This is a genomic window from Limosilactobacillus mucosae DSM 13345, from assembly GCF_001436025.1.
GTDB lineage: Bacteria > Bacillota > Bacilli > Lactobacillales > Lactobacillaceae > Limosilactobacillus > Limosilactobacillus mucosae.
Genome location: NZ_AZEQ01000003.1, coordinates 25,554 through 38,412, shown reverse-complemented (window position 1 = coordinate 38,412; position 12,859 = coordinate 25,554). Strand labels below are relative to the sequence as shown.

Annotated in this window: 10 protein-coding genes; 3 read left to right on the top strand and 7 right to left on the bottom strand. The window is 48.6% G+C overall.

Going from position 1 to position 12,859, the window contains the following annotated elements; genetic code table 11:
- Positions 1-223: 223 nt before the first annotated feature.
- The 5 genes from lepA to hrcA all read right to left on the bottom strand — a co-directional run bounded on the left by lepA (position 224) and on the right by hrcA (position 7,051).
- The gene (gene lepA / locus FC47_RS01950; RefSeq protein WP_006499796.1) at positions 224-2,065 is read right to left on the bottom strand and encodes a translation elongation factor 4; all 1,842 of its coding nucleotides are present in this window, start codon (positions 2,063-2,065) and stop codon (positions 224-226) included.
- A 145-nt stretch (positions 2,066-2,210) separates the two neighbouring features.
- Complete coding sequence (gene dnaJ, locus FC47_RS01945) at positions 2,211-3,365, bottom strand: molecular chaperone DnaJ (protein ID WP_033935625.1); 1,155 nt, start codon at positions 3,363-3,365, stop codon at positions 2,211-2,213.
- Between the two features lie 127 nt (positions 3,366-3,492).
- A complete protein-coding gene (dnaK, locus tag FC47_RS01940; protein ID WP_056967695.1) occupies positions 3,493-5,355 on the bottom strand; it encodes a molecular chaperone DnaK in 1,863 nt (620 codons plus the stop codon).
- Between the two features lie 36 nt (positions 5,356-5,391).
- Positions 5,392-5,991, bottom strand: a complete 600-nt coding sequence (grpE, locus tag FC47_RS01935; RefSeq protein WP_056967694.1) for a nucleotide exchange factor GrpE — start codon at positions 5,989-5,991, stop codon at positions 5,392-5,394.
- Positions 5,992-6,001: 10 nt separating this feature from the next.
- Entirely contained in the window at positions 6,002-7,051 is a 1,050-nt protein-coding gene (gene hrcA, locus FC47_RS01930) for a heat-inducible transcriptional repressor HrcA (protein ID WP_056967691.1), read from the bottom strand.
- A gap of 180 nt (positions 7,052-7,231) precedes the next feature.
- On the opposite strand from hrcA, the gene FC47_RS01925 reads away from it, so the two are divergent.
- Positions 7,232-7,600 (top strand): hypothetical protein, encoded by a 369-nt coding sequence (locus FC47_RS01925; protein ID WP_056967689.1) that lies wholly within the window; start codon positions 7,232-7,234, stop codon positions 7,598-7,600.
- Between the two features lie 207 nt (positions 7,601-7,807).
- Here the strand turns inward: FC47_RS01925 and FC47_RS11040 are convergent, their stop codons facing one another.
- Positions 7,808-8,467: a sugar O-acetyltransferase gene (locus FC47_RS11040; RefSeq protein ID WP_056967686.1), complete on the bottom strand. Its 660-nt coding sequence runs from the start codon at positions 8,465-8,467 to the stop codon at positions 7,808-7,810.
- A 96-nt stretch (positions 8,468-8,563) separates the two neighbouring features.
- Positions 8,564-10,339, bottom strand: a complete 1,776-nt coding sequence (locus FC47_RS01915) for a DUF2075 domain-containing protein (RefSeq protein ID WP_393959852.1) — start codon at positions 10,337-10,339, stop codon at positions 8,564-8,566.
- 242 nt (positions 10,340-10,581) lie between these two features.
- On the opposite strand from FC47_RS01915, the gene FC47_RS01910 reads away from it, so the two are divergent.
- Both FC47_RS01910 and FC47_RS01905 read left to right on the top strand, forming a co-directional pair.
- Positions 10,582-11,661, top strand: coding sequence for a hypothetical protein (locus tag FC47_RS01910; RefSeq protein ID WP_056967684.1), 1,080 nt, complete (start codon positions 10,582-10,584; stop codon positions 11,659-11,661).
- 12 nt (positions 11,662-11,673) lie between these two features.
- Positions 11,674-12,231 (top strand): phosphoribosyltransferase family protein, encoded by a 558-nt coding sequence (locus tag FC47_RS01905; RefSeq protein ID WP_081036718.1) that lies wholly within the window; start codon positions 11,674-11,676, stop codon positions 12,229-12,231.
- The last annotated feature ends 628 nt before the right edge of the window (positions 12,232-12,859 follow it).

Here is a 12,859-nt window from a genome sequence, read left to right as displayed (position 1 = left end):
ATTTTATAAGTGCTTTATGCATATTTATCGGCATAATTTTGCTGCAAACATTAGCAAAGGAAAAGCCGGCTGCCAATCGCAACCGACTTATTACATCATTGATTCAATATCCATCTAAAGCTGAATTACACCATTGATTTATAAACGCGTGAGAAACTCGTGGGAAAAAGCTAAAAAAATCGGTCTAGTTTTAGCCACGCCTAAAACACAAATGCCGTCATAGCTATTTTTTCTTTTCGTCGATTTCCTCATCCGTCTTCAAAACGGCCATGAAGGCTTCTTGTGGGACCTCAACGCGCCCAACTGCCTTCATCCGCTTCTTACCGCGTTTCTGCTTGTCCAAAAGCTTGGCCCGCCGATCAGGATCCCCAGTATGAATCCGTGCCGTAACGTCCTTGCGGTAAGCCTTGATATTGGTCCGTGCAATGATCTTGGAACCAATGGCGGCTTGAATTGGAATTTCAAAGTTTTGCCGCGGAATAATCTTCTTGAGCTTGGTCGTGATTTCGCGTCCCCGTTCTTCGGCAAAGTCGCGGTGCGCAATGAAGCTTAAGGCATCGACCTTGTCACCGTTAAGCAGGATGTCGATCTTAACCAGGTCACTGACGCGATAGTCATCAATCTCATAATCCAATGAGGCATAGCCATGCGTGGAACTCTTCAGCTTATCAAAGAAGTCAAAGATGATTTCGGACAACGGAATATGATAGATCACATTGACCCGCGTCTCGCTCAGATATTCCATCGTGTCAAACTCGCCCCGCTTACGTTGGCAAAGCTCCATAACTGGGCCGACATAATCGTTTGGCACCATGATTGACGCTTTAACGTAAGGTTCTTTAATATCCTTGATAGAAGAAGTATCTGGCATTTCAGCGGGGTTTTCCACTTCCTTCATCGTGCCGTCATGCAGATCGACATGATAGGTTACGGAAGGCGCCGTGGTAATCAGGTCCAGATTGAATTCTCGTTCCAGACGCTCTTGAACGACATCCATATGCAAAAGCCCCAAGAAACCGCAGCGGAACCCAAAGCCCAATGCCTGTGAGGATTCCGGCTCAAACGTCAAGGCCGCGTCATTAAGCTGCAGTTTTTCCAAGGCATCCCGCAGATCGTTGAACTTGGCGTTGTCGGTTGGATAAAGCCCTGCGTAAACCATTGGCGTCATTTGACGATAGCCGGCTAATGGCTTGTCAGTTGGGTGCTTGGCATCGGTAACCGTATCACCAACTCGCGTATCCTTAATGTCTTTAATGGCCGCGGTGATATAGCCAACGTCACCAGCCATCAGAAAGTCGCGGGCCAGTGGCTTAGGCGAGTTGATCCCGACTTCAGCGACTTCATATTCAGTACCAGAGTTCATCAGTTTGATGCGGTCACCCTTCTTGACGGTCCCTTCAAAGACACGGACGCTCAAGACCACGCCGCGATAGTCATCGTACTTGGAATCAAAAATCAGTGCCTTTAGCGGAGCCGTCAGATCACCAGTTGGCGCCGGTACTTCGGCAACGATTTTTTCCAGCACCTTTTCAACGCCCAGACCGGTTTTAGCACTGACGTCACAGGCATCGCTGCAGTCCAGACCAATTTCTTCTTCAATCTGCTTTTTTGTTCCCGCAACGTCAGCGGAAGGCAGATCGATTTTATTGATGACTGGCAGGATCTCCAAGTCGTTGTCCAATGCCAGATAAACATTGGCCAGCGTCTGTGCTTCAACCCCCTGCGTCGCGTCAACAACCAGAATAGCTCCTTCACAGGCTGCCAAAGAGCGTGAAACCTCATAGGAAAAGTCGACGTGCCCTGGCGTATCGATCAAATGGAAAATGTAGTCTTCACCATCTTTGGCATGGTAAGTCAGCGCCACGGCATTTAATTTGATGGTAATGCCACGCTCCCGTTCCAATGGCATGTCATCAAGGATCTGGGCCTTCATTTCCCGCTTAGAGATTGAATCCGTCATTTCCAGGATCCGGTCCGCCAGCGTGGATTTCCCATGGTCAATATGGGCGACAATCGAAAAGTTCCGAATGTGCTTTTGGCGTTCTTTCATTTCTTCAAGATTCATTGATTTTTTGTGCTCACTTTCTGCGTTAAATGTCTATCTACCAGTATATCAAATCCCGTTGGCAACTCAAACTGGGGCGGTGCAAATATCGAAAAAAGAGCAATTCGCCGCGTACTGCAGCGTCTTGCTCTTTAAATCTTTAGGCTTATTTTTCTTCAAAGTGATCCTTAAGCTTATCAAAGAAACCGCCCTTGTAGCCGGCAACATGTTCGCCACTGGCTTCAGCAAAGGCCAGCATTGCTTCTTTTTGCCGCTTGTTAAGATTCTTAGGCGTCTTAACATGAACCGTCACATGCTCATCGCCGTTGCCATTGCCATTGATGTGCGGTACCCCTTTGCCGCGCAGCCGGAATGAGGTTTCTGATTCCGTACCAGCCGGGATCTTTAAGTCAACATCGCCATGTACGGTCTTGACCTTGATCTTATCACCCAATGCGGCTTGCGCAAACGAGATATCTTGATCAACGTAGATCGTGGAGCCCTCCCGTTTAAAGTCGCGGCTTGGCGTTACCGTAAAGACAATGTATAGATCACCGTATGGGCCGCCATTGGTTCCTGCCTCGCCTTGGTGCTGCAGACGCATCTGCTGGCCATCATCGATTCCGGCCGGCACCTTGACCTTGAGCTTGTGCTTTTCTTGAATATGGCCTGAGCCATGGCACTTGTCACATTGATCTTCCGGCCTGATTTCCTTACCGGTACCATGACAGGTTGGGCAGACGGTCTGGGACTGCATCATTCCCATCATCGTTTGCCGCCGCTGCATCACAACTCCGGAACCGCCACAGGTATGACAGGTCGATGGCGACTTGCCCGGCTTGGCGCCTGAACCGTGGCAGACGTTGCATTCAGCTTCCCGATCGTATTTAATCGTGGTTTCCTTACCAAAGACGGCATCCATAAAGTCCAGCGTCATGTTGTACTGCAGATCGCGTCCCTGGCGAGGTGCCGTGGGGTCGCGACGAGCACGGCCACCACCAAACAGATCGCTGAAGATATCGCCAAAATCGCCAAAGCCGCCTTGACTGAAACCGCCCTGACCGAAGCCGCCGAAGCCTTGACCGCCACCAAAGCCGCCTTGAGGGCCAGCGGAGCCAAACTGATCATATTGAGCCCGTTTCTGCTGATCATGCAGTACTTCATAGGCTTCATTGATTTTTTTGAATTTTTCTTCGGCTCCCGGCTCATGGTTGACGTCTGGATGATACTTAGCCGCCAGCTTCCGATAGGCCCGATTAATTTCAGCGTCTGAAGCATCCTTTTTGACGCCTAAAATGTCGTAATAGTTTTTCTCTGCCATTTAAATCCCTCGCAACGCAATTTTTCTCTCTTACTTTATAGCATAGTCACAATAAATAAGCAAAAGCCAAAGTCCGTTAGGGGGGCTTTGGCTTTTTGCTTATCTAAATCGGCTTCGGCTGACTGGCCTACTTGTTGTCGTCATCGTTGACTTCAGTAAAGTCGCCATCAACGGTCTTGCCGTCGCCCTTGCCGTTATTGTTGTCAGCACCGCCATTGTTGCCGTCAGTACCATTTTGTTGGTTTTCTTGTTGAGCTTGTTGGTAGAGCTTGACTGCCAAGTCTTGAACGATCTTGTTTAATTCGTCCTTCTTGGTCTTCATCGCATCGAAGTCCTTGGCATCCTTAGCCTTTTGCAGAGCATCGCGAGCGTCCTTGGCCTTCTTGATCTCATCTTCAGAAACCTTGCCGTCAAGTTCCTTAATGGTCTTGTCGGTTTGGAAGATCAGTTGGTCGGATTCGTTCATCAGATCAACTTCTCCTTTCTTCTTCTTGTCGGCTTCAGCGTGTTCTTCAGCGTCCTTGCGCATCCGTTCGATTTCTTCATCAGACAGACCAGAGTTGGACTTGATCGTAATGTTTTGCTTCTTGTGCGTACCTTGGTCTTCGGCAGAAACGTTAACGATCCCGTTCTTGTCGATGTCGAAGGTAACCTTGATTTGAGGAACGCCACGTGGTGCAGGTGGAATGTCCGTCAGTTGGAAGTTGCCAAGCGTCTTGTTGTCAGCTGCCATTGGACGTTCACCTTGCAGAACATGGATATCAACGGCTGGTTGGTTGTCAGCGGCCGTAGAGAAGATCTGGCTCTTGGAAGTTGGGATCGTCGTGTTGCGGTCGATCAGCTTGGTCATTACCCCACCCATGGTTTCAATACCAAGGGAAAGCGGCGTAACATCAAGCAAAACAACGTCCTTAACGTCACCAGTCAGAACCCCACCTTGAATGGCAGCCCCCAGCGCAACGGCTTCATCAGGGTTGATAGAGTGGTTTGGTTCCTTGCCAGTCAAGTCCTTAACCAGTTCTTGAACGGCTGGAATCCGCGTTGAGCCACCGTTTAAGATAACTTCATCAATGTCGCTGAAGTCCAGACCAGCATCGTGCAGAGCGTTCATAACTGGCTGCTTGGTCTTTTCAACCAGGTCGTTGGTCAATTGGTTGAACTTAGCCCGCGTCAGCGTTTGGTCCAGGTGTACCGGCTGACCGTCTTTTTGCGCGATAAATGGCAGGTTGATTTCAGCAGATTGTGAGCTGGAAAGTTCCTTCTTAGCCTTTTCAGCAGCATCCTTCAACCGTTGCAGAGCCATCTTGTCTTGAGACAGGTCAATGCCTTGTTCAGCCTTGAAGCCATCGATCAGCCAATCCATGATCTTTTGGTCAAAGTCGTCACCACCCAGATGAGTGTCACCAGAAGTGGAAAGAACTTGGAAGACGCCATCGCCCAGTTCAAGGATGGAAACGTCGAACGTACCACCACCAAGGTCATAAACCAGGATCTTTTCGTCTTTGTCCTTCTTGTCCAGGCCATATGCCAGTGAGGAAGCAGTTGGTTCGTTGATGATCCGCTTAACTTCCAGACCAGCAATCTTACCAGCATCCTTGGTAGCTTGACGCTGAGCATCGTTGAAGTAGGCTGGTACCGTGATAACGGCTTGGGTTACCGTGTCGCCAATGTAGTCTTCAGCGTACTTCTTGATGTATTGCAGAATCATTGCCGAGATTTCTTGCGGCGTGTACTTCTTGCCATCAACGTCAACCGTGTAGCCTGGTTCGCCCATGTGGCTCTTGATTGAAGTAATGGTGTTTGGGTTGGTGATTGCTTGGCGCTTAGCCGTTTCACCGACTTGAACCTCACCATTCTTGAAAGATACGACAGAAGGAGTCGTCCGGCCACCTTCTGGGTTGGTAATAATCTTAGGTTCGTTACCTTCCATAACGGCAACGGCGGAATTAGTGGTACCAAGGTCGATACCGATAATCTTATTGCTTGCCATAAAAGTTTTCCCTCTTTTTATATTGGTTTATCTAAGTTATTGTGCAACAACGACCATTGAAGGACGCAGCACCCGGTCCTTCATTTCATAGCCAGCCTGCAGAACCTGAACAATAGTGTCGGCTTTTTGATCATCCGAAGCTGGCGCGGTTTGAACCGCCTGATGCTTGGTCGGATCAAAAGGCGTGCCTGGCTCAGCTGGAATCTCAACAATCCCATGGTCCTTAAGCGCCTTTTCCAAGTGGTCGTGAACCATTTGAATGCCCTTCTTGAACTCTTGAGCCTGCTTGTCATCCAGTTGAGTTGCCAAGGCCCGCTTCAAGTTGTCCAAAACAGGCAGGATGTCTTTAGCCAGCCCTTGACCATCATACTTGATCAATTGCGCGCGTTCTTTTTTAAAGTGGTTGTTCATGTTTTGAATTTCCGCTTGCGCCCGCAGATACTGGTCGTCTTTTTCATCCAGCTGCTTTTTCAGATCGGCAATCTGCTGCTTGAGTGCGGCAGTTGGATCTTCCTTGGCAGTTGACTTGGCATCCTTGGCTTCTTCGGCATTCTTAGCCGCTTGGTCAGCTGCAGTCTGTTCAGCTGCTTGAGCCGCCTTTTCTTCCTTGGCAGCTGCTGATTTCTTTTCAGCCATCGAACCCCTCCTATAAATCGTAATAATTGTGATAGTAGTCGAGCAGTCGTTTAGCCAGCTCGCGTCTGAACGCGTCAACCAGGCCAATCGTCCGCGAATAAGGCATCCGCGTTGGCCCCAGCACGGCGATAATGCCCTTGCCGTATTGGTTGACGTCGTAGGTAGCGGTGATCAGACTGTAGTCGTTGAGCACCTGGTTGTCGGCAATCTCACTGCCAATCTTGACGTTGACCCCATCATTTGGTGAATCGGAATCAATGATGCTTGACAGATTATCGCTTTGATCGAGCAGTCCATACAATGCCCGCAGCGCCTGTGGATTCTGCCGATCAGAATAGCCGAGAATGTTGAGCCGACCGCCAACGAAGTATTTTTCGCGAGCTGCCTGCCCCAATACGCTGTCAAAGATCTGCAGAAAGCCGTCGGGACTGTGCAGATACTGACTAACCTTTAGCGGAATGTCAGTCTGCAGATGCTTGACAACCGTGACCAGCGGCAAGCCCACCAGCTGGTCATTAATCAGGCGCACCACGGCCTCCAAAGCCTGCGTATCCAGATTCTTAGGCAGGGTGAATGATTGACTCTCCACCTCGCCACTGTCCGTAACCAGAATGGCAATAACTTTTTGATTACCCAACGGCACCAAGCGAAAACCGCTCAAGTGCACGTCTTTTTGTTCTGGCTTCAACGTAAACGCCGTGTAAGACGTCAACGCTGACAGAATATCAGCTGAATGCGAAACGATCTCATCAATCTTGTGAAAATCGGCACCCAATGAATTTTGGATTACCATCAGATCACTGTCGGTAACGGCTGCCGGATCAAGCAGGTGGTCAACGTAATAGCGATAGCCTTGCTTGGAAGGAACGCGACCAGAACTGGAATGCTCTTTTTTCACGAAACCTTCTCGCTCCAGCACCGCCATTTCGTTGCGGATCGTGGCCGAGCTGACCTTAATTGGGAGCTTGTCAGCCAAGAGCTTGCTGCCGACCGGTTGACCAGTCGCCGTATATTGACGTACAATCGCTTGCAGGATTTGCTTTTGACGCTGTGTTAGCATTGGCATCACTTCCTTTTAGCACTCTAACTGCCTAAGTGCTAAACACAATTTATAATATACCAACCCCACCAACAAAAGTCAACAATAGTCAAACTTTTTTTCGATAAAAATGTCAAGATTAGTCAAAAGTCGCTGCCTCTTGATTATCAAGGCAACGTCTCCCAAGCAAAGGAGTTACTTATGAACGAAGAAAATCGCTATGTCCAGCCCCAAAACGCCAAAGAAGCCATGGAGCTGATTCAAAAACTGTTCAACCAGTACCGCAACGCGCCATTGACCGCGGAATTGCTTCAGTATCACAATAATTTGATCATGCAACTGCAGACCGACATCAAGCAGGCAGCCGAAGCAGAAGGCCAGACCGCGCTTTTAAAGGACCTGCATGAAATGACCGAACTGATGCGCCGCTGGACGACGATTCGGCTCAGTGGGCGTCCATTTGCCGGTAAGATGCGTCATTTCCGCTTTGCGCCAGCCAACGGGCAGAAATTTAAGCGCCAGGTGCACAAAATTGGCGGCAGCAGTGCACACCGCGCCAGTCGTCATTAATTCGATCATTGGCAATGTCTTGAGTTGCGAACTGCCAAGCATGAAGCAGGCAAGCAGTTCCATTAATTGGCAAATCCATCATCAAGACTTACTCGGGACCGACTTTAACTTTCAATGGAATTTGAAATTACTTTAACCAAAACATCCAATCAAAAATCCCCGTTTCAAAATGAAATGGGGATTTTCAGCTATCTTAGTCTAAATTTATCAGTCGCGTTCCTTTTCTCGTAGCGAACGCGGCATTTTATTTTCCTGATACGTCTGCCAGACATTGATGCGGTCTTTTTCATCCAGTTGACGAATTACGCGCGCAGGCACACCGGCTACCAAAGAATTAGCTGGCACGTCTTTGGTTACCACAGCCCCGGCCGCCACGATGCTGCCCGCGCCAATCGTGACCCCACCAACAATCGTTGCACTTGAGCAGATCCAGCAATCAGCGCCAATTGTAACTGGTTTGGCGTACTCCAAGTCATGACGGCCGTCTGGATATTCAGTTACCGCACGTTCTTCTTTCAAAAACGGATGACAAGGCGTGGCAATCGTAACCCCACTGCCAATCATGACGCCATCCCCTAAAGTGATCGGCGCGTCATCTAAAAAAGTGCAGTTGTAATTAATAAAGCATTCGCGACCAACATGAATATTGCTGCCATATTCACAGTAAAACGGCAAGAAAATTCCCAAATCATTGCCCTTGGCGGAAGGAATCAATTCTTCTTTCAGCCGCTCAATCGCAGCCTGATCCGTTATCAACGTCTGGTTTAAGCGCTGACACAACGCCATTCGTTCCATATGATAAACGCCAAGCTTTGAATCAAATGCATTATACAGTCGACCACTGATCATTTTTTCAAATTCATCCATTGGAATAAATCCTTTCTTAATTGCTGATTAAGTTTGCTTAATAACCTGGCTGATTTTCGCTGACTGCATCAATTTGCCAAGTCAGATCGTTACCTTTTAATTATGTCTTTGACCCAGCGCTGCCCGTTTTAAGGCCGCCTGCAGCTGCGGATCGACCGCGTGCAGATATAGACCGTGCACGCCCCGCGTCAGCAAAACGTTCAATTCGTTGTGCAGCAGCTGCTCGCCAAACCTTTGCTTGGAATTGTCTTTCATCGTCCGGCGCTGAACGGCTTTTTTATTGGCACTGGCGCTTGGATCAAAAATAACCTTGCCATCGCGATATTTCACCGATGGACCGATGACTACGCCGACATGATTAAGGTCAAACCCCTGGACGGTATAGGTTGAGCCGATTTCCTTGATTGTGTGCGGCTGCTCGGCCCAGGAAAGCTCATCATAATTGACGCCGTTTTGCTGCTTTTGGCTACTCTTCAGCTGCAGGTTCCAGGGCATTGACCAGGCGCCTTCGCTTACACACCAGTAGTCGCTGCCATCTTTAGGCTTGCGGTTGCTGGAGTATTCCCAGTCAAACGTGGCGACCATGCGGCTGATGCCATGACCATGATCTTCCGCGTTAAACTTGGCAATGGCTTCTTGCATTTCTTTAGGATCGTCAAACACCTGCAGATCATATTTGTCATCTTGCGGGATCGGGAAAATGCGGCGCTGGTCGATAAAATCGCGAATCCAGCGAATCGTTTCATCAGATGCCGCGATCCGCATTTGGTTCTTGAGGCGAATCACCTTATCACCGGCCAGTCGCTTGATCTGCTGCCAGTCCTCGTTTTCCATGATCTCGTCAGCCGTCAGTACCTGCTTGTGATCATAGACCGCCAAAACCACCTTGGCCCGCTGCAGAATATCAAGCAGCTGATTGTCGCCATGCCCATAATAGCCTTGGTTCCGCTTTGTCCATAAAAGATGCGCCTCATCAATGAAGGCCACGTCGACTTTATGATCTTCATCATATTTATTAATAAAATGAGTTGGCTTGACGACCGTTTCATCATCACCAACGCCCAGTTTTTTGACGATCTGCCGATAGACCTTGACCTGCTGGGGATGATTGACCATCATCACGGCGTTAAGCTGATCTTGTTTGGCCAGCTCGTAAAAGATGTTGCTCATCAGCACCGTTTTGCCGGCCCCCGCCTCGCCAGTCACCAAAACCAGCTGACCGGTCTGATTTTTAGCCAGTGCCTGCTCAACAGTTTTGAGAATCTTTTTCTTGGCCTGATTCTGCTCGTCAGTCAGCTTATTGAATGGCGAGGCCTTAAAGATCGCCGACTTTTCCAGGAGCTGACGCGGCGGAAACAGGTTGCGGTATCGCTTGTTTTCACCCAGCTTGTCCCAGATGCGGTTAAAGATCGGAATGAACTCTTCGCTCGTGTAATACTTGCGCTGGGCGTTCTCGCGGCGATTGTTCAGCTTGGAGATCACGTCTACGCTGCTCAGGTACTGCATCATGCGGTTTTCAATATCTAATGCCAGTGACTTGTTAAAATGCTCATGACCGATCACGAACATGTGCGCGTTTTTGGCATTGCGCAGCTCCTCCCAGTCTTCACGCGTTTCCGGATCGGCATCCAAGTGCTCTAGCGTCCGGCGCTGAATATCGATGGTTTCGCCGACATAAACCGTGTAGTCTTCTTTGTAGTCGCTTTGCTTGCCCTGATTGTCGATAATGTAGACCGTTGGATAATCCGTTAACAGTTCCTGCTCATGGTATTTACCCGGATAGCGTTTTTCAATCTCTTCATCCAAATGCGCCGCCGTGTCTTTACGATAGGACGTTTCAAATATTAATGGATCCTTGACTTGTTCGCTCATAATCATCCCCGCTTAATCATGATTGGCTGATATTTCATCGTGCCGTTTCTTCAATTATATTATAGTTGATTCGCTATTGCGGACCTAATTGAATCTTTTGACTGTTACCGTCTTTCACTTGAATGAAAGGCGGTTTTTAAGATTATCTTGACATTTGTCGATGATCAGTTTAATAATGTTCTAGTAAATTGCCTTTATTTAGTTAGTTTTGTTATTTAATGTTCGTATTTTAGGAGGAGATTATGCACTGGTTCGCTGACTTGATCGCGGCAATCGGCGTGGTCTTAAATGGAATTCCCCAAGGTATCATGGCACTGAGCCTTGGATTCGCGGTGTTCCCAACCACGTTCTCGTTTCTGCTGGTTTGCGCGATCAACTTTATCTTTAATTCGGTCGCCCCGGTTTCCTTTCAAGCTGAATCGCTGGCACTGACCGGCAATCTAGGCCGTAATACTAAGGAATACACGTCAATCATCTTTGGCGGCTCGATCATCATGGCCATCATCGGTCTGACCGGTACTCTAACCAAGATCGTCGGAATGCTGGGCAACCATATCATTACCGGGATGATGGCCGGTGTCGGCATCATGCTGGCAAAAATCGCGCTTGAAATGGCCAAGAATAGTCAAAAGAGTTTCACTGGCTGGGTTTCAATTGCCATCGCGGTGGTTTCTTATTTGATCTCAAACGACTTGGTCTGGACGATCTGTCTTTCAGTCATTGGCTCCAGCCTGTATGCCGTCTTTGGCGAGCACTACCGCAACGAGCTGCCCGCTAATGTGACGATGCGCCGCTTTATCTTCACCAAGCCAACGTTTAATCCACGAATCGTGCGGGGCGCGCTCAGTCTGGCCTGTCTAAACATCGGCGCCAATCTGTCATATGGTTTGATCACGGGGCAAATGACTGGCATCAAGCCTAATCCCGTCAACTTAAACCTGCTGACAACCTCACAGGCACTGGCCGACATGGGAACCAGTCTTTTAGGCGGGGCGCCGGTGGAAACCATTATCTCGGCAACTGCCAGCGCGCCGGAGCCGGTCATCGCTGGGTGTCTGATGATGCTGATCATGGCCGTGATTCTGTTTGCCGGCTGGCTGCCTAAGATTGGCAGGTACGTTCCGAGCGCGTCAATCGCCGGGTTTCTGCTGGTTTTGGGGATGTTTGTCACCTTCCCAGAAAATGCCGCCACCGCACTGGCTGGCAAAGAACAGCTGGTCGCCGCCACGACAATGATCATTACCGCGTTGGTTGATCCATTCGTGGGCCTGTTGTCCGGTGGCTTGCTGAAAGTCGTTTTACCGCTGTTAGCCGCGCTTTAGGAGGAAACTATTATGAAAAAATATCGTATTACCATTGGCGACCAAACTCGTGACCTGCCATTGATTCCCATCAGTGACGACACCGCCATTGCCTCATTCGTGCTGCTGGGCGACGATGCTATGTCCAAAACGGCGGCTGAACTGCTTTTGCCCAAGCTGCCTAAAAAGTTTGATTATGTCGTAACCGTGGAAAGCAAGGGTATCACCTTGGCACATGACCTCAGTCTTTTGTCCGGTCATCCCCGTTCATTCGTGATCCGCAAGTCAGTCAAGGGCTACATGGAAAATCCATTGACGACTGCCGTTGACTCTATCACGACCAAGGGACAACAGCTACTCGTGCTTGACGGGGCCGACGCTGCCGAACTCAAGGGAAAATCGGTTGTCTTAGTCGATGACGTGGTCAGTACCGGGGGCTCTTTAAAATCAGCCGAAAAGCTGCTCAACCTGGCTGGCTGCCAAATCGTTGCCAAAGCTACTATTTTAGCAGAAGGTGCCGCTGCTGATCGGGATGACGTGGCGTTCTTAGGTAAGCTGCCATTGTTCAACCTTGATGGCACGATCAAATAGTACATTCATTAATGATAAATAATCGCCGACCCAGATGTCATAAGCATCCAGGCCGGCGATTTTGTTTTGCTGATATATGAGAAACGGCTGCGTGCCCTGCTTTTGAGAAAATATCGCAGGTACGCAACATCGCCAAGATCGCTATAGTCCGTTCCAAAACTTGAATAGGAAAAGGCTAGCTGAATGCTGGATCCGCAGTCGGTGCGATTGTCTTGGCCAATGAATTTAGTGATCGGTTAGGCAAAAGCCGCAGTCAAACGTCATTAGCATGCTTTATACAAGAAATCATGCATAATAACGTATGAAGAATTCATCATTACCTACTTTTTTCGAAAATCGACTGCATAGTAGGTAAAAATCAATGTATATCAAGTTAGGCCGATTGAATATACAGTTACCTACTTCTGATCCGAAATCAGCGAATAGTAGGTATTTTCAAGGCCACCAGCTGATCAAGCCATATTTTTATCACAAAGTCAGCCGCCAAATGGTTGTTATAATTCAACGGTTGTCAATAGGGCAGTTGCAATATCACTTTCGGTTTCGATGGTGAGGAAACTTATCTAAACGTATCAAGAGTATATTTAAGTCTTTTACATAATTATTTAGTTTAGCTTCTAGAAGTAAA